Origin of the sequence: Nonomuraea roseoviolacea subsp. carminata, from assembly GCF_024172185.1 — a bacterium.
Taxonomy (GTDB): Bacteria; Actinomycetota; Actinomycetes; order Streptosporangiales; family Streptosporangiaceae; genus Nonomuraea; species Nonomuraea roseoviolacea.
In genome coordinates this window covers 56657-72187 of the sequence record NZ_JAMZEC010000001.1, presented here as the reverse complement: position 1 = coordinate 72187, position 15531 = coordinate 56657, and the positions used below count along the sequence as shown (strand labels likewise).

Annotated in this window: 17 protein-coding genes; 12 read left to right on the top strand and 5 right to left on the bottom strand. The window is 70.4% G+C overall.

The genetic code is table 11. The features are described 5' to 3' along the window. Window positions 1–61: 61 nt before the first annotated feature. The gene (locus tag HD595_RS00275; RefSeq protein ID WP_253764912.1) at window positions 62–931 is read left to right on the top strand and encodes an SDR family oxidoreductase; all 870 of its coding nucleotides are present in this window, start codon (window positions 62–64) and stop codon (window positions 929–931) included. Between the two features lie 215 nt (window positions 932–1146). Beyond that, window positions 1147–1554 carry a PPOX class F420-dependent oxidoreductase gene (locus HD595_RS00270; protein ID WP_253764911.1) on the top strand — a complete coding sequence of 136 codons (408 nt, stop codon included), beginning with the start codon at window positions 1147–1149 and terminating at the stop codon, window positions 1552–1554. Between the two features lie 62 nt (window positions 1555–1616). Here the strand turns inward: HD595_RS00270 and HD595_RS00265 are convergent, their stop codons facing one another. After that, a complete protein-coding gene (locus HD595_RS00265) occupies window positions 1617–3023 on the bottom strand; it encodes an MFS transporter (protein WP_253764910.1) in 1407 nt (468 codons plus the stop codon). Window positions 3024–3160: 137 nt separating this feature from the next. Between HD595_RS00265 and HD595_RS00260 the strand changes: the two genes are divergently transcribed. From HD595_RS00260 to HD595_RS00250, 3 genes are read left to right on the top strand one after another with little or no spacing between them, the layout of a single operon-like run. Further along, window positions 3161–3823: a TetR/AcrR family transcriptional regulator gene (locus HD595_RS00260; protein ID WP_253764909.1), complete on the top strand. Its 663-nt coding sequence runs from the start codon at window positions 3161–3163 to the stop codon at window positions 3821–3823. Window positions 3824–3872: 49 nt separating this feature from the next. Further along, window positions 3873–4115, top strand: a complete 243-nt coding sequence (locus HD595_RS00255) for a hypothetical protein (RefSeq protein ID WP_253764908.1) — start codon at window positions 3873–3875, stop codon at window positions 4113–4115. Beyond that, window positions 4112–4585, top strand: coding sequence for an SRPBCC family protein (locus HD595_RS00250; protein WP_253764907.1), 474 nt, complete (start codon window positions 4112–4114; stop codon window positions 4583–4585). The genes HD595_RS00255 and HD595_RS00250 overlap by 4 nt, the downstream gene beginning before the upstream one ends. Window positions 4586–4650: 65 nt before the next feature. Here HD595_RS00250 and HD595_RS00245 read toward each other — a convergent pair whose 3' ends face one another. Beyond that, window positions 4651–4800, bottom strand: coding sequence for a hypothetical protein (locus tag HD595_RS00245; RefSeq protein WP_253764906.1), 150 nt, complete (start codon window positions 4798–4800; stop codon window positions 4651–4653). Between the two features lie 179 nt (window positions 4801–4979). Here HD595_RS00245 and HD595_RS00240 point away from each other — a divergent pair, with 179 nt between their 5' ends. From HD595_RS00240 to HD595_RS00225, 4 genes are all read left to right on the top strand, one after another. Next, the gene (locus HD595_RS00240; RefSeq protein ID WP_253764905.1) at window positions 4980–6059 is read left to right on the top strand and encodes a serine hydrolase domain-containing protein; all 1080 of its coding nucleotides are present in this window, start codon (window positions 4980–4982) and stop codon (window positions 6057–6059) included. A gap of 186 nt (window positions 6060–6245) precedes the next feature. After that, window positions 6246–7175, top strand: coding sequence for an alpha/beta hydrolase (locus tag HD595_RS00235; protein ID WP_253764904.1), 930 nt, complete (start codon window positions 6246–6248; stop codon window positions 7173–7175). A 33-nt stretch (window positions 7176–7208) separates the two neighbouring features. Continuing rightward, entirely contained in the window at window positions 7209–7664 is a 456-nt protein-coding gene (locus HD595_RS00230; RefSeq protein WP_253764903.1) for a GbsR/MarR family transcriptional regulator, read from the top strand. 9 nt (window positions 7665–7673) lie between these two features. Beyond that, entirely contained in the window at window positions 7674–8486 is an 813-nt protein-coding gene (locus tag HD595_RS00225) for a class I SAM-dependent methyltransferase (protein WP_253764902.1), read from the top strand. Between the two features lie 66 nt (window positions 8487–8552). Here HD595_RS00225 and HD595_RS00220 read toward each other — a convergent pair whose 3' ends face one another. Beyond that, the gene (locus HD595_RS00220; RefSeq protein WP_253764901.1) at window positions 8553–10667 is read right to left on the bottom strand and encodes an AfsR/SARP family transcriptional regulator; all 2115 of its coding nucleotides are present in this window, start codon (window positions 10665–10667) and stop codon (window positions 8553–8555) included. A gap of 66 nt (window positions 10668–10733) precedes the next feature. Beyond that, on the bottom strand, window positions 10734–11627 hold the full coding sequence (locus HD595_RS00215; RefSeq protein ID WP_253764900.1) for a MalT transcriptional regulator family protein: 894 nt from the start codon (window positions 11625–11627) through the stop codon (window positions 10734–10736). Window positions 11628–11728: 101 nt separating this feature from the next. Between HD595_RS00215 and HD595_RS00210 the strand changes: the two genes are divergently transcribed. Next, a complete protein-coding gene (locus HD595_RS00210; protein WP_253764899.1) occupies window positions 11729–12559 on the top strand; it encodes a hypothetical protein in 831 nt (276 codons plus the stop codon). Window positions 12560–12630: 71 nt separating this feature from the next. Here HD595_RS00210 and HD595_RS00205 read toward each other — a convergent pair whose 3' ends face one another. Continuing rightward, window positions 12631–13446, bottom strand: a complete 816-nt coding sequence (locus tag HD595_RS00205; protein WP_253764898.1) for a hypothetical protein — start codon at window positions 13444–13446, stop codon at window positions 12631–12633. A 348-nt stretch (window positions 13447–13794) separates the two neighbouring features. Between HD595_RS00205 and HD595_RS00200 the strand changes: the two genes are divergently transcribed. Both HD595_RS00200 and HD595_RS00195 read left to right on the top strand, forming a co-directional pair. Continuing rightward, window positions 13795–14616 carry a M64 family metallopeptidase gene (locus tag HD595_RS00200; RefSeq protein ID WP_253764897.1) on the top strand — a complete coding sequence of 274 codons (822 nt, stop codon included), beginning with the start codon at window positions 13795–13797 and terminating at the stop codon, window positions 14614–14616. Next, the gene (locus HD595_RS00195; RefSeq protein WP_253764896.1) at window positions 14568–15524 is read left to right on the top strand and encodes a hypothetical protein; all 957 of its coding nucleotides are present in this window, start codon (window positions 14568–14570) and stop codon (window positions 15522–15524) included. Before HD595_RS00200 ends, HD595_RS00195 begins: the two co-directional genes overlap by 49 nt. The last annotated feature ends 7 nt before the right edge of the window (window positions 15525–15531 follow it).

The following is a 15531-nucleotide window of genomic DNA, read 5'->3' as shown; positions in this document are numbered from 1 at the left end:
CCGTACGACGGCCAAGCGACGATCCGCTCGCCCGATCCACCCGGAAGGAAATGACCCGCCCATGACCGGTCAGCCCACCCGCCCCGACGGTGCGACGATCGCGGTCACCGGTGCCACCGGCCGGCTCGGCAGGCGCGTGGCCCACCGCCTGGCCGCCGCCGGCCTCCCGCAACTGCTGCTGGTGCGCGACCCCGCCCGCGCCCCGCGCTTGCCCGGCGCCGCCGTCGCCCGCGCCGGCTACACCGACCGCGACGCCGCGGCGGCCGCCATGCGCGGCGTCCAGACGGTGCTGATGGTCTCGGCCTCCGAAAGCCCCGACCGACTGCGGCAGCACCGCGCCTTCATCGACGTCGCCGCCGAGGCCGGCATCGCCCACCTGGTGTACATCTCCTTCTACGGCGCCGCACCGCAGGCCACGTTCACCCTGGCCCGCGACCACTGGGCCACCGAGCAGCACATCCGCGCCACCGGCCTGGCCTTCACCTTCCTGCGCGACAACCTGTACGCTGACTTCATGCCCGGCCTGGTCGGCGACGACGGCGTCATCCGCGGCCCGGCTGCGCGCGGCCGGGCCGCGGTCGTGGCCCAGGACGACATCGCCGACGCCGCGGTCGCCGTCCTCACCGACCCGGCGGGGCACGCCGGAGTCACCTACGACCTGACCGGTCCGCATGCCCTCGACATGGAGGAGATCGCCGCCGTCCTGTCGCAGGCCACCGGCCGCACCATCACCTACCAGCCGGAGACGGTGGAGGAGGCATACCGCTCCCGCGCCGTCTACGGCGCCCCTGCCTGGCAGGTCGACGCCTGGGTCTCCACCTACACCGCCATCGCCGCCGGCGAACTCGACGGCCTCAGCGACGCCGTCCCCCTCCTGACCGGCCGTCCGGCCACACCCTTGACCGACGTCATCGGCAAGCAGAACCGGTGACCCAGAAAGAGGGGAGTCAGCCTCAGCGCCGGTCTCGTGGCGGCGGGCGCTCGGCGCCGTCCGCCGACGCGGTCGTGGGCTCTGGCGGCGGCCAGGCGCTCTCGGAGTGCCGGCGCGGCCTCGGTCAGCCGATAGGCATCGACCAGAGCGTCCGAGGCGAGCGGGTTCACCCAGGTGGGCCGCGCCGGCCGCTCTCGGCTCGTAAGCTCTCGATCATGAGCGTTCCTCTCAGTCGCTCCGCACGCGACATCCTCGACGGCCCCAACATCGGTATCCTCGCCACGCTCAATCCCGACGGCAGCCCTCAGACTTCCGTCGTCTGGGTGGGTACCGACGGTGACGATGTGGTCATCTCGTCCGAGGCCGGAAGGCGCAAGGTCCTGAACCTGGAACGGGATCCGCGCGCCAGTCTCAGCGTGTTCGACCTTTCGGATCCCGACAGATACGTAGAGGTTCGCGGGTTGGCGACGGTCGCCGAAGACGAGGGAAGGCGGCTGGCGGCAACGCTGGCGGAGAAGTATGAGGGCTCCGGCGGCGGAGAGGAGTACCTCCGGCTTCCCCCGGAGAGGGTTCGCGTGGTGATCCGGATCACGCCGCAACGCGTGCTCGGCAACGCGGTGTGACGGAACTGGAGTCGCCTGTCCCGGGTGGGATCACCGACATCGGCCGACAGAATTTTCACCGGTTACGACTGGCTGGTGCGCGGCGTGATGGCGAGTGCCGTTGCCGCGCTCACGGCGGCCACGATGGCGATGAACCACCAGCCGTGCCGGAAGGCGGTCAGCAACCGGTCGGGGGTGACGTTCAGCGAACCGATGACGGCGACCAGAACGGCGACGCCCAGCACGTAGCCGAGCTGGCGCGCGGTGTTCACCACCGCGCTGCCGGTGGCGGACTGGTCCGGCGGCAGATCGGCGGCCGCCGAGGCGATCATGCTGGGCAGGGCGAGCCCGATGCCGACGCCGGAGACCATCCAGCCCGGCAGGACCTCGGTGGCGTAGTGCACGGGTGTCGCAGCCGTGGCCAGCAGCAGTACCACCGCGCCGGCGAACAGCAGATTGCCCACCGCCACGACGACCCCCACCGGCAACCGCTTGATCAGTCGTTGGCCGACCACCGCGAAGATCGGGACCATGATCGGCCCGGGCACGATGGCGAGCCCCGTTTCGATGGTGGTGAAGCGGGCCGCGTTCTCCAGCCACATGGCGACACTGAGGAACCACGCGCCGAACGCGGTGCAGAACGCCAGTACGGTGGCGTTGGCCCACACGAACGTGGGCACCCGGAACAGGGCCGGCGAAACCACCGGATCCGGATGCCGCACCATCCGCACCACGAACAGGACCAGGCCCGCCGCCGCGACGGCCAGGACGCCGAGGGTCGCCCCGCCTGACCACGACCATTCGCTGCTCTTCACCAGCCCCAGCGACAGCCCCCCGATCACCACGACCAGCAGCGCCACCCCGAGCAGATCGGGCACCCGCGCCCGCACCCGCTGCCGCAGATCGGGGACCAGGCGCACGGCCGAGATCCCGGCCACCACACCGACCGGCAGATTGATCAGGAAGATCCAGCGCCAGGACGCCTCGACCAGCGCCCCGCCGACGACGGGGCCCAGGGCCGCGGAGAAGGAACTCGTGGTGGCCCAGATCTTCACCGCGGCCGGCACCTTAGCCTGCGGCAGCACCGTGATCAACAGCCCGAGGCTGGCCGGGGTGAGGGCGGCCGCGCCGATGGCCTGCAGAACCCGGAACGCCACCAGCGTCCACAGTGACGGCGCCACTGCGCACGCCAGGCTGGCCAGCGTGAAAATGCCGAGGCCGACCAGGAATCCGGCCTTGCGTCCGACTCGATCCGAGAAACGTCCGGCGGGAATCAACAGCGCCGCATAGACGATCGCGTACCCGTTGAGGACCCAGCTGAGGTCCGCCAACGAGGAGCCCCGGTACGACTCGCCGATCGTGCTGAACGCGACGTTCACCACGAACACGTCGAGCATCGCCATGAACGCGGCCGAGCAGAGCACCCACACGATCGCGGTCGAACGATCCCGGGTCGGCGGTGGCGTCGTTGTCTTGCTTGCTCCATGCATCAGGCATCTCCTCTTGTCCAGACCGGCCGACTTCTCCGCGGCAGGGTCTCTCTCGGAGAGAATACGGTCGATCGTATGTTTAATTCAACCGCAGCAAGGCGGCAGCCCGGAGCTAACGAAGGCATACGATCGGCTGTATGGTTACATCTGGGCGACAGGCCGCCGAGGAAACCACCACCGACAGGCGTCTGCTGCGCGGCGCGCAGTCGCGGCGCGCCGTGACCAGGCGAGCGGTCGACATCGCCTCGCTGGACGGGCTCGAGGGGGTCAGCTTCGGACGTCTGGCCGAGGATCTCGGCATCAGCAAGGCGGGGATCCAGACTCTGTTCCGATCCAAGGAGGCGCTGCAACTCGCCACGGTGGAAGCGGCCCGCGAGGCATTCGTCGACGCCGTCATCCGGCCCGCCCTGCGGTCACCCGCGGGCGTCGCGCGCATTCGCGCCCTGGTCGATCGGTGGATCGACTACGCCGTGGAGCCGCTGTTCCCCGGTGGCTGCTTCTGGGGCGCGAACCTGCCCGAGTTCGACAGCAGGCCCGGTCCGGTCCGCGATGCGCTGCGACAGCAACAACGCGCCTGGCACACGACCCTCGCGACGCAGTTCCGGCGGGCCGTCGCCAGCGGCGAGACGGCCGCCGTCGACCCCGAATCCGCCGCCTTCCAGGTGAGCGCCCTGCTCAACGCCGTCAACCTGGCCGTGCGCCTCGGCGAGGGCGACCGGGTGGCGATGGCGCGGGACGTGATCGAGGGTTTGCTCGCGCCGGCATCGCACGATGCGCGACACGCGGCCCGGCGGCCATGACGGCCGGAGCCGCGCCACGCCACGTCGCCAACATATGTATATTGTTACCATGGTAACAGTCGAACGGACGCAGACAGGCCTGCGGCTCGAGAAGAACGTGCTCAAGGTCCTCAAGGGACTGGCCGAATACCTCGACATCTCGCTGGGCGACCTGGTGGAGGGCATCGCGCTGCACTCCTTCGAGGGCAAGGTGCCCTTCACGCCCGAAACCCTGGACAAAATCGCGCAGCTCAAGGTCGTGTACGGCTTGACGCTGACATCCGCCGACGCGCATCGGCTGACCGAGCGATGAGCGGCGCGCGACACACGCTCACCGGTCGGCTGACGGTCGCGCTGCCGCCCGAGGAGGCATTCACGCTGTTCACACCGCGCGGCGAGGAGCAGTGGGTGGCCGGGTGGCAACCCCGCTTCCCCGTGGAGACCCATGACGACTCCGCCCCCGGCACGGTCTTCGAAACCGGCGCGCGGGACGAGCGAACCATCTGGGTGGTGGTCGAGCGCGAGCCTGGACGGCGCGTTGCGTACGCCAGGGTCACACCCGGCTCCCGGGCCGGGACCGTCACCGTCGAGGTGGACGCGGATGGGCAAGGCGGCAGCACGGTACGGGTCGCGTACGCCCTGACCGCACTCACCCCGGAGAGCGAGGAGCCTCTGTACGAGTTCGCCGAGCGCTATCCGGACTTTTTGCAGTCGTGGGAGGAGGAGATCGCCCGCCATCTCGTTGCCCGCTCAGAGGACTCGTCACGGCGACCGGCTCGCTGATCATCGTTGCACGTCGCAGGATGCGGCGGGCCTGGGACACGGCCGCGGCGAGCCCGCCGCCGCGGTCAATGCCGGGGTGCGATGCGGTAGGCCCTGATGACGGTCTGCTCGCCCTTGCGGCTGGGGGCCGGGCTCCAGGTGGCGCCGTCGTCGAAGGAGACCTCCACGGTGAGGTCGCGCACCTCGCCGGCGGTCGAGCCCTGCTGTCGTTCCACGCGGACCGGTACCCGGTAGGTCTCGCCGCTGGGTGCGGTGTTACGGGCATCCAGCGCGGGGGAGAAGCGGACGACGGAGACCGGCAGCGGGGCGTCTTTTCGGACGGTAGGGAATGCCCCACCCCGAGAGGCGGGCAGGCATCACTGATCTTGGGGGAGTGCGCCGCGACATTGGACGCATGACGAAATTGATCGCCGGCGTTGTCGCCGGTTGCGTGGCGCTCACCCCTGTCACCCCGGCCTTCGCCGCCGCCGCACCGCCCTCGCCGCAGTCCCGTCTGGACCTGCTCACCACCGAGGACGGCATGGCGGGCGCGTTGGGCCAGGTGCGGAGTCCGGGCGGCGCGACAGCGACCTGGCGCTCGGGCACCGCCGAGCGCGGTACCGGCAAGCCGATGATCGGACCCCAGGGCCGGTTCAGGATCGCCAGCGGGAGCAAGCCCATCATCGCCGCCACCGTGCTGCGGCTGGTCGATGAGAAGAAGATCGGCCTGGACGCGCCGGTGGAGCGTTATCTGCCCGGGGTGGTGCGCGGCACCGGCGACGGCGCCGGGATCGACGGCCGTGAGATCACCGTCCGGATGCTGCTGCGGCAGACGAGCGGTCTCCCCGAGTTCCTGAACGCGATCAAGTGGAAGGAACCCTTCCCGGACTTCCTGCGGGTCGCGCTGACGCTCAAGCCCACGCCCCGTGGCTCCTTCGCCTACGCCAACACCAACTACCTGGTCCTCGGCATGATCGTGGCCGCCGTGACCGGCAAGGACTTCCGCCAGGCGAGCCGGGACCTGATCCTGGAGCCGTACGGGATGCGGAACACGTACTGGCCGGCCAAGGGTGACCACGGCATCCGCGGCCCGCACGCCCACACCTACGGGACGCACCCCGGCCGTCCGGGCGAGGGCGAGGTGGACCTGACGGACCAGTTGCCCACCTACGCGTTCGGCGCCAGCGGCGGCCTGATCTCCACTCCCGAAGACCTCAACCGGTTCTGGCGCAAGGCACCGCTGAGCAAGATGATGGCCCAGCCGGTGAAGGTCGAAGAGGAAGGCTGGCCCGCCGACGCCCGCTACGGCTACGGGGTGGCGCGGATGAGGTCGGGCTGCGGTGACGCCTACTTCGCCGCCGGTGACATGCCCGGGGCCGCGGTGATCAGTGGCCGGGACCGGGCCGGGCGCGCCGCCACCGTCTACACCACCGGCGTGCCCGAGAACCGGCAGCATCTGATCGACGCCTTCGTCGCCGCGATGTGCGGCCGCTGAGTCGCGGCCGGCCAGATACGGATGGTGCGGGCCCGGCCGCCGCGGTCAGCCGGGCGAGCGTGCGGACGTAGCTGATGCGGGTGGTGGCGGCGCTCAGTGACCTCTTCTCTGTACAGCGCTCCGATTGACATTGCTAGTTATTTCAGTCATGGTTGAAACAACTAGCCACCAAGCACGGAGCATGTCATGGAACACGTGACCTTCAACAGCCTCGGCACCCGCTGCGCGGGCGACCTCTACCTGCCCGAGACGAGCGACCCGGTCCCCGGGCTGGTGCTCGGGCACAGCGGGGTGATGGTCAAGGAGGCGCTGGCGTTCTTCGCGCCGTACTTCGTCAAGGCCGGCTTCGCGGTGCTGGCCATCGACTACCGCACGGTCGGTTCCAGCGAGGGCGAGCCGCGCGGCCTGGACTACCCGGAGCGGCAGGCGGAGGACTTCCGCAGCGCCGTGTCCTACCTGCAGACCCGTCCCGAAGTTCAGCCGGAGCGGATCGGGGTGTGGGGGGTGAGCATCGGCGGCTCGGTGGCGACCCAGGCCGCCGTGCTCGATCGGCGCATCAAGTGCGTCGTCGTGCAGAGCCCCAGCGTGTGGAACGGATGGCGGTACCTGGAACGCCTCCTGGGCCGTGCCGGTGTCCACGCGCTGCGCGACGAACTCCAGCAGGACTGGCAGCGGCGCTACGAAGGCGGGCAGAGCGCTCGCGTGCCGCACCTGACGCTGGAGGGCGACAGCGTGAAGGACACCCCGGACATGTCCACCCGCCTGTTTCCCACCTACCGCAATGAGAAGGCCCTCGACTCGGCCGAGCACCTGCTCACCTTCGCACCGGAGAACCTCATCCACCGGCTCGCGCCGACGCCGCTGCTGATGATCGCCAACGGCGGCTGGGACCCGTACCACATGCTCGAGGAGGCGCAGAGCGCCTTCGCCAAGGCGGGCGAGCCGAAGCGGCTCGAGGTGCTGCCCTACGACGTTCTCGGCCTCTACACCGGCCCGGGCCTGGAGGAGGCGATGGCGCTCGCGATCGACTGGTTCGACCTCTACCTGCGCAGGACCCGGCTCGCGGACATCACCCCGACACCCACCTACGAGTCGGTGGCCGCCATGACACAGTGAACCCGCACACGACCGACGACGGAGGATGCGACGATGAGCACTGAGGAACAGCAGGACCGGCTGCTGCGCTGGGTGGAGCGGGTGGCCGCCTTCTGCGTCGAGGAGTGGGGGCTGCCGCCCATCACCGGACGCGTCCTCGGCTGGCTCATGATCTGCGATCCGGCGGAGCAGTCCGCCGGGCAGATCGCGGAGGTCATCCAGGCCAGCCGGGCCTCGCTCACCTCGAACATGCGGTTTCTCACGGCCATCGGCCTGGTCAAGAAGGTGAGAAGGCCCGGCGATCGCGTCTCCTACTACCGCATCGAGGACGACGCCTGGCAGAAGGTCATCCAGCGCAAGCTCGAAAGCCTGAGCGCGTTCGGCGAGATCGCCGACGAAGGGCTCGACATCGCGGGCGGCGACCGGCACCGCACCGAGCGCATCAAGGCCGCCCACGACTCCCTGACGTGGCTGCAGAACCTCGCGGCCCGTCATCCGCTACGCCGTTAAGGAATCCCCATGCACCGCTGGCAACCCAAGCTCGGGCTGATCCAGGAAACGCTGCTGCTCACTCTCCACGCCAGGGCCCTGGACGCCGGGCAGCCCAGCCCGATCCTCGGCGACACGCTGTCCGCCGACCTGGCCGGCACCATCGACTACGACTTCGGCAAGCTGAAGGTCAAGCCCAACCTCGTCCTCACCACGGCGCTGCGCGCCAAGAAGCTCGACGACGTCGTCCGCGGCTTCGTCGCCGCTCACCCCGGATGCGTGGTGCTCGACCTGGGCTGCGGCCTGGACACCAGGGTGTTCCGCTGTGACCCCCCGCCCGGCGTCGACTGGTACGACATCGACTTCCCGGAAGTGGTGCACCTGCGCGCCGGATGTCTGCCCGGCCGTTCCCATCTGGTCGGAGCCGACCTCACCGGCTCCGACTGGCTCACCGCCATCCCCGGTGACCGGCCGGCGATGATCGTCGCCGAGGGGCTGCTCCCGTTCATGCCCGGAGACTCCTTCCAGGCGATGACCCGCGCGCTGGCCGGCCATTTCCCTTCGGGCGAGCTCGCGCTCAACGGCTACACCCGCTTCGCCGCCTGGGCCATGAAGTACCACCCGACCATCAAGGCGCTCGGCATCAAAGCCGCCCAGGGCTTCGACGACCCCCACGAACCGGAGTCCTGGGGCGCCGGCCTCAAACTGATCGAGGAGCAGATCCTCACCCGCGCGCCGGAGGTGGCCCGGTTCCCGCAACCCCTGCGCGCGGTCACCCGTCTCACCGCCCTCAGCACGGCCTTGTCGCGGCAGGGGGCCCGCATTCTCCGCTACCGCTTCTGAGCCCGTGCGGGCGCCGCCGAAGTCGGAGGTCGAGGCGGAGAGCACGGCGCCGGCCGGAGCGGGTCGCTAGGTGAGGCTGAGCGGGACCGGTTCCACGTCGAGCTCCCTCATCGCCTCGGCGTAGAGCCGGTAGCGTCTGCGCGCCTCGCCATGGCGGCGCGCCCCGGTCAACGTGCGGACCAGGTCCAGGTGGGCCGCCTCGTCGTAGGAGTCCCGTTCGAGCAGCCGGAGCAGGTAGCGAACCGCTCTGTCGGGGTCGTCGGCCTCCTGCGCGAGTGCGGCCAGCTCCCGGAGCAGAGCCTGGTGTACGGCACGGGCTTCTTCGCGCAGCGGCTCCAGCCACTCGGCATAGGGGGAGTCCTCGCAGACGTCCCCGGTGTAGCGGGCCTCGGCCGCGACGAGGAGATCCTCGTCCTGGGAGGCGAGCGCCTCGGCGGCGGCGGAGAGGAACTCCTCGACATCGGTACGGAGTCCGACGAGCTGGATGCTGTACTTGTCGGCGCGGACGAACTCCCCAGGGCCGAACTCGCGTTGCGGGTCCAGGACCGAGCGCACGGTGGACAGCGCGACCGAGAGCCGGTTGGAGCAGGACGTCGGGTCCTCGCCCGGCCAGAGGATCTCCATCGCCGCTTCCCGGGCGACAGGGCGGCCGCGCTGGCACGCCAGCCAGGTCAGCAGGTCGCGTGCCTTGCGGGACTGCCATTCGACGGCGCTGCCGCGGCGGCTGAGCCGTACCGCGCCCAGCACGCAGAACCGCGCGGCGCCGTGGTCGAGGAGCGTGATCGCGCGAAGCAGGCCGGCGCCGGAGCTGTGCGGCCCGCGGATGCCGGCGCGGCGGAGCGCCCGCTCCGCCGCGTGAAGGCCGGAGCCGTTGAGCCGCGCCCGGGCGAACGCGTTACGCGCGACGCCCACCGGGCTGCCGATGCGCGCCCAGATCTCGGCCGCGGACGCCAGCAGCTCCGCTCGCTCGCCGGAGGATTCGGCCACGGTGAAGGCCGACAGTTCCAAGGCTTCGGCCATCATGGCCCGGTCGCGGCGGCCGGCAGCCGCCTCGCGGGCGGATCGGGCGTAGGCGCCGGCTCTGGCGCGGTCGCCGGTCTCGGCCCAGACCCAGCCGGCGGCCAGCAGCGCGTCCACCCGGCTGGAGCCGCAGCCTGCCGCGACCGCGCGTTCGGCCAGCCGTACGGCCAGCGCCGGATCGTCGACCGCGTGGACGCGGGCCAGCCCGGCCAGGGCCGTCTGGGTGAGGTGGGAGTTCTGGAGCTGTTCGGCGTGCTTCAGGGAGTTCTCGAAGCCGATGCGTGCGTGCATCAGCTCCCCGCGCTCCAGATGGACCTTGCCGATCCCGGCCAGGGGGTGGCCGAGCTTGTCGCTGCCCACCCGGCTGAAGAGGTCGCGTGCCCGTTGGAAGTCGGCCAGGGCTTCGTCGAGCCTGCCCAGGCCCATGAGTGCCTCGGCGCGGTTGTGCAGGGCGATCGCGGCGTTGACGGGGGCTCCGACCAGGTCCGCTCGCCGTACCGAGAGGTCCGAGTCGGCGATGGCCTCCTCGTAGCGGGCCTCCTCCACGCGGTTCGCGGCGCGGTTGGCCAGGACGCGGGCGGACAGCAGCAGGTCTCCTGCGCTCTCGGCGGCGGCGAGGGCGAGGGCGCTGTGCCGTTCGCTTCCGGCCCCGTCGCCGGCGTCGTGGGTGACCATGGCCAGCGCGGTGTGGGCGCATGCGGCGGCGCGTTCGTCCTCGCAGAGCGTGGCCAGCGCCAGGGCCTGTTCGGCCAGCCGGGTCGCCTCCGCGCTTTCGCCGACCAGCCAGCGGGCGCTGGCGGACCAGGCGAGCAGCATCGCCCGGTCGGAGGAGCGCGAAGAGGGCGAGGGCGGACGGGAGCGGGTGTGGGCGGGCGATGAGCTGTCACAACCGCCGGCCGGCTCGAAAGTGGACAGTGCCGCCTTGTAGTCACCCCGGTGGTAGTAGATCATGCCCATCCGCCAGGCCACCGCGGGATCAGTGGGATCGGCATGGCGTAAGCACTCCAGCGCGCCGGCCCAATCCCCCTGGACCTGGCGGGCCTGACCCTCGGCCAGATCCACCGCGCACGTCCGCGACTCCTCCGGTACGGCGCCGCAAGCCCGGACAAGCTCAGCCGCATGGCCCTCGGCCAGCAGCGACGCATGCCACCTCTCGATCATCGCCACCCTGTGGCGGTGATCCTCGCAGACCGCCAGCGCCTCCCGGACGAACCCCTGCGACTCGTATCACCGGGCCGCCATCGGCACCCGGCCGGCATCACCCATGAACTCCCGGACCAGGCTCGACACCACGTAACCCTGATCGCAGGGCGTGATCAGGATGTGCTGTGCGGCCAGCGCGCGGAGCTCCTCGCGGGAGACGGCGATCCCCATCGCCTGGCACAGCTCGTACGTGAACCACGGCAGCCGAGCGGTCGCGCGGAGGAACTCCTCATGCTCGTCCTTCACCACCTCCTCGACCAGGTAGTCGAACAGCGGTGTGGCAGCGATCCGCTGGGCACGGTCCGATGAGGGCAGGCCGCTCAGCCAGCTCAGCGTGAGCCGCACGGCGACCGGCCACCCCTGGGTGAGCTCGTGGACCTCCTCCGCCAGGTCGTCCGACCCCAGAACGATCGAGGCGAGTGAGCGGGTCTCCGCGGGGGTGAAGGCCAGGTGCTCCGCCGACACCTGGAAGACGTGCCCCAGGCCACGCAGGCGCTGGATCGGGAAGGGCATGGCGGAGCGTGAGATCAGCACCAGGTGAAGGTCGTCGCCGCCGTGGTGACAGAGCTCCTCGAGCAGGCGCGCCCCAGGGGTGCCCGGCTCGATCCGCTCCACCTCGTCGAGGACGAGGATGGTCGGCCGGGAGACGGCGGCGGCCAGCTCGGCGGCGAGTCCGGGGGAGCGGGTCCACCCGGCCGGAGCGTCCAGGGCCTGGCAGATCTCCTCGATGAGGGTGGCGTCGTCGGCCCAGGTCAGCCACGCCACCGGATGATCGGGCCTGGCTCGTGTCCAGCCGCGTACGGCCGAGGATTTGCCGCCACCCGGACCGGCGGTCACCACGGTGAGCCGGTGCCGCGGGATCTGATCGAGAAGGGCGGTGAGTCGCGCCCGTGGCAGCAGAGGCTCGGTCGCCGTCACAGCCAGGAGTATCCGCCGAGCTGGACTTTAAGGCAACTGAAAGATCCCTTTCTAACGTCGTCCTCAGTCCCGGACAAGACGCGAAGAAAGAGGAGAACATCGTGAGGCTGATCCCCGTTCTGCTGGCGGCGAGCGTCAGTGCCGGCGCCCTTCTGTTCACCGCCCCGGCCGGTGCGACGGCGAAGGCCATGACGGAGCCCACGGCGGAGGAACTGAGGGCGGCGCCGATCGCCGAAGAGGCGGAGGTCGAGGTCAAGCTCGCGCTGCTCCGCTACAGCAACGGGCTGACCGTGGAGTTCAACGACAGCCGGCCCTCGGGCGACGTGGGCATCGTCCAGACCGCCGACATCGGCCGCGCCGGCCTGTTCGCCCGCGACCATGGCGACAGCTTCCTGGAGACCTACCTGAAGATCACCCCGGTCTCGGTCGCGGTCCCGCAGCGGCTCGTGGAGGCCCATGGCAGCGAGCCCCTGCCGGCGGAGCTGGAGCGCCGGACGATCACCAAGGAGCCGGTGGAGGCCGACGGCCTCGCCGCACCCGCGGTCCCGACGATGTCCGGCGCGGTCAACTGCAACAAGACCTACTACCCGTGGTACCACTGGCGCGACGTGGGCCACCCCGGCATGCTGCCCAGGGACTCCTACTCCTCCAGCTACGGCGGCAGGTACGTGCATGCCGACAGCTGGCTCATCAACTGTCTCTCGGCCGGCAACCCGCCCGAGATCGCCGCTCGCCATCGGTTCTTCTACTTCAACAACGTCCTGAGCAAGTGGGTGGAGCAGAGCGACACGCTCGTGCACCCGGGGCAGGAGCAGCACATCGAGAAGGGCATCGTCAACCGGTACCGCAGGATCATCCAGGACGACAGCTGGGGCTCCGACCCTGACTGCACCTCCTGCATGTACACGCGTGAGGGCCGCTTCCACGACTGAAAGCCGCTGACGAGAGGGCCGGCCGGGCGTCGCCGAACGCCCGGCCGGTACCTACGTCACCGGCAGCGCGCTCACCCCGGCGGTACCTGGCCGTTCTTGGCCACCGGCACACCCAGCTGCACGGCGCCCGTGAGCGTCGCCCGCTCCAGCGGCAACGATCCCAGCACCGGGTTCAGATGCCGCAGGCTCAGCGTCACCGGCGCGATCGCGGGGGCGACCACGTCGAACTTCTCCAGATCCACCCAGCGCACCACCTGCACCACCTCCGGCGGGATGACGTCCCCGCCCTTCTGCATCGGCACGCACAGCTGACGGGCGTCGGTCACCCGCACCGTGGCGGGGGGAATCTGGTTGGTCAGCACCGGGTTGAGCTGCCTGAGGTTGAGCGCCCGGTTCATCGGCGTGTTCGGGGTGATCCCGTAGCACAGCAGGTCGATGTGCCGCACCAGCTCCATCACCTCTGCGGGCGGCGTCACGCCGTTCTTGGCGACCGGCACGCACAGCTGCTCCGCCCGGCCCAGCACGACCTCCGTACGCGGCAGGTCCTGCAGCACCGGGTTGAGGTGGCTGAGCACCAGGCCCTTGCCGGGCGCCGGGGTGACGACCCGATAGCAGGCCAGGTCGACGAACCTGACGAAGTCCAGCACTCCGGCCGGCGGGATCACGTTGTTCTTGGCGACCGGCACGCACAACTGCTCACGCGTGCCCAGGGTGACCTGCTCGATCGGCAGGCCGTCGAGCACCGGGTTGAGGTGCCGCAGCGTCAGCCCGACGGCCGGCGGCTGGTACGGGTCGGTCTTGAAGCACTCGAGGTCGAGGTACGACACGAAACTCTTCGGCGTGGGCAGCGCCAGCGCGGCGGTCGGCGGGGCGGCGACAAACGCCACGATGACAATTCCCAGAGCCACGGATAACGCGCGCCGGATCATCGGCCGGACGCGCCGGAGTCCGCTGACGGGTCGGTCCACCGTTCCTCCCTCGGTCGTGGATCGCTCCTGGTCACCCCTCACTTTCTGCGTGCCCGGCGGCCTTGACAAGATTAGTGGCAGCTTTTCGCTATTTCGCGATTAGCGCAGAGATATACGTGCCGCCCATAATCTCCCTTGCATTTCTGCCGGACAATTCGGGCAATGCCGACCCCGGCATGTCCGGACTTTCCATCACTCGCGGGTTATGCGGGTTCGGGATGGGACTGGCGACCGAGATGTCGTGAATGATCCTCTTCGGGAGGACTCATGATCAGACGCATCGCGACCGCCCTGACGGTCGCCACCATCCCCCTGTCCCTGCTCGTCACCCCGGTCCGGGCCGATGAGCCCCCGGCCGCGACCGTGGTGCCCGTCCAGGTCACCGGCGACCCGGCGAAACGCTTCAACCTGGTGATCCTCGGCGACGGCTACACCGCCGGGGACATGGCGGCCTTCCGGCGGCACGTCGACAAGCACCTCAGCGTGCTGTGGAGCATCGAGCCCTACAAGTCGTACCGCAGCTACTTCAACGTGTACCGGGTGGAGATCGCCTCGAAGGACTCCGGCGTCAGCTGCGACCCCGGCCTCTCGTCCCCCAGGCGCGACACACCCCTTTCCATGGCGTTCTGGAGCGGCTGCCGCTCCGACGGCGTCCAGCGGCTGCTGCTCATGGACCAGGCCGCCGCGGAGAGGTACGCCGCCCTGGTCCCGGGCGCCGTGCCGGCGAACCGGCAGATCCTCGCCCTGGCCAACAGCACGACGTACGGCGGGTCCGGCGGCGCCTTCGCCACCGCCTCGGGCGGCAACGCCCTGTCCGCGCTGATCTCCCCGCACGAGCTCGGACATTCCCTGGGCGGCCTGCAGGACGAGTACGACTACTACCGGCGCGGCGTGCCCGGCGGCCCCTACACAGGCGAGGAGCCCGGCTCGGTCCACCACACGCTCCTCACCGAGCAGGAGATGCGGCGGCAGCGCATGAAGTGGTGGCGGTGGGGGAGCCCAGTGAGGCCGGAGGCCGGATCGGCCGTTACGAAGGGGGCATGTACTTCAGCACGAGCATCTGGCGCCCCAGCCAGCACTCGATCATGAAGTCGCTCGGCTACCCCTACGACCAGGTCGGCCGCGAGGTGATGACCCAGGCCATCGGCCGGAAGGCCGGCCTGATCCAGGACGCCACTCCTGCCGGCACCGTCGGGGCGGACCGGGTTCTGTGGGTGGAGACGCTGCATCCGGTCCGCCGCCCGTTGCGCGTCTCCTGGACCGTCGACGGCAGGTTCGCCGGCGACGGGCACGACCTGGAGCTGCGCCGTCTGCGCCTCCGCCCGGGACGCCACACGGTCGACGTCCGCGTGGACGACCCGACGGACTTCATCCGGGACCCGGACATCCGCGCGTCCTTCGCCCAGACGCGTACCTGGACGGTCGACACCGCGATCCTTACGCCTCCCGACACGACGGCACCGGCGTTCACCAGCACCACGCCTGCCGACCAGCCCGTGGGAGCCGACGGCGTCGTCCACGCCGAGACCACCCACCCCGCCACCCGGGCGCTGCGCATCACCTGGCGGATCGACGGCCGGCCCGTCCACGCCGACCGCGACCTCGAACTGCGGCACCTGTCTCCCGGCACCCACCTCGTCACCGCCACCGTGGGCGCCACCACCAGGACCTGGACCGTCGACGCCACCCCGCCGGCCCTCACCGCCGAGACGGCCCAGCCGCCCGCCAGGGACCAGCTCACGCTCAAGCTCAACGCGGCCGACGACCGTCCCGGAAGCGTGGTCGCCGAGTTCCGGGTCGACGGGGACGGCTGGTACCACTACTACGGCTGGCCGACCGACTCCGACAGCCCGTTCCTGTTCACCAAGAACGGGACGAACATCGACGACCTCGTCTACGGCAAGCTCGCCGCCGGCCGCCACACCATCGAGTACCGAGCCGTCGACGCCGCGGGGAACTATGCCGAGCCGCGCAGCGTCACCGTCACCCTCGACTGATCAGCGG

Coding starts and splice junctions, on each gene's coding strand:
- HD595_RS00275 (WP_253764912.1), top strand. CDS start 62: ATGACCGGTCAGCCCACCCGCCCCGACGGTGCGACGATCGCGGTCACC.
- HD595_RS00225 (WP_253764902.1), top strand. CDS start 7,674: ATGCACCGCTGGCAACCCAAGCTCGGGCTGATCCAGGAAACGCTGCTG.
- HD595_RS00250 (WP_253764907.1), top strand. CDS start 4,112: ATGAGCGGCGCGCGACACACGCTCACCGGTCGGCTGACGGTCGCGCTG.
- HD595_RS00200 (WP_253764897.1), top strand. CDS start 13,795: ATGATCAGACGCATCGCGACCGCCCTGACGGTCGCCACCATCCCCCTG.
- HD595_RS00235 (WP_253764904.1), top strand. CDS start 6,246: ATGGAACACGTGACCTTCAACAGCCTCGGCACCCGCTGCGCGGGCGAC.
- HD595_RS00265 (WP_253764910.1), bottom strand. CDS start 3,023: ATGCATGGAGCAAGCAAGACAACGACGCCACCGCCGACCCGGGATCGT.
- HD595_RS00240 (WP_253764905.1), top strand. CDS start 4,980: ATGACGAAATTGATCGCCGGCGTTGTCGCCGGTTGCGTGGCGCTCACC.
- HD595_RS00220 (WP_253764901.1), bottom strand. CDS start 10,667: ATGATCGAGAGGTGGCATGCGTCGCTGCTGGCCGAGGGCCATGCGGCT.
- HD595_RS00230 (WP_253764903.1), top strand. CDS start 7,209: ATGAGCACTGAGGAACAGCAGGACCGGCTGCTGCGCTGGGTGGAGCGG.
- HD595_RS00270 (WP_253764911.1), top strand. CDS start 1,147: ATGAGCGTTCCTCTCAGTCGCTCCGCACGCGACATCCTCGACGGCCCC.
- HD595_RS00260 (WP_253764909.1), top strand. CDS start 3,161: ATGGTTACATCTGGGCGACAGGCCGCCGAGGAAACCACCACCGACAGG.
- HD595_RS00255 (WP_253764908.1), top strand. CDS start 3,873: ATGGTAACAGTCGAACGGACGCAGACAGGCCTGCGGCTCGAGAAGAAC.
- HD595_RS00195 (WP_253764896.1), top strand. CDS start 14,568: ATGTACTTCAGCACGAGCATCTGGCGCCCCAGCCAGCACTCGATCATG.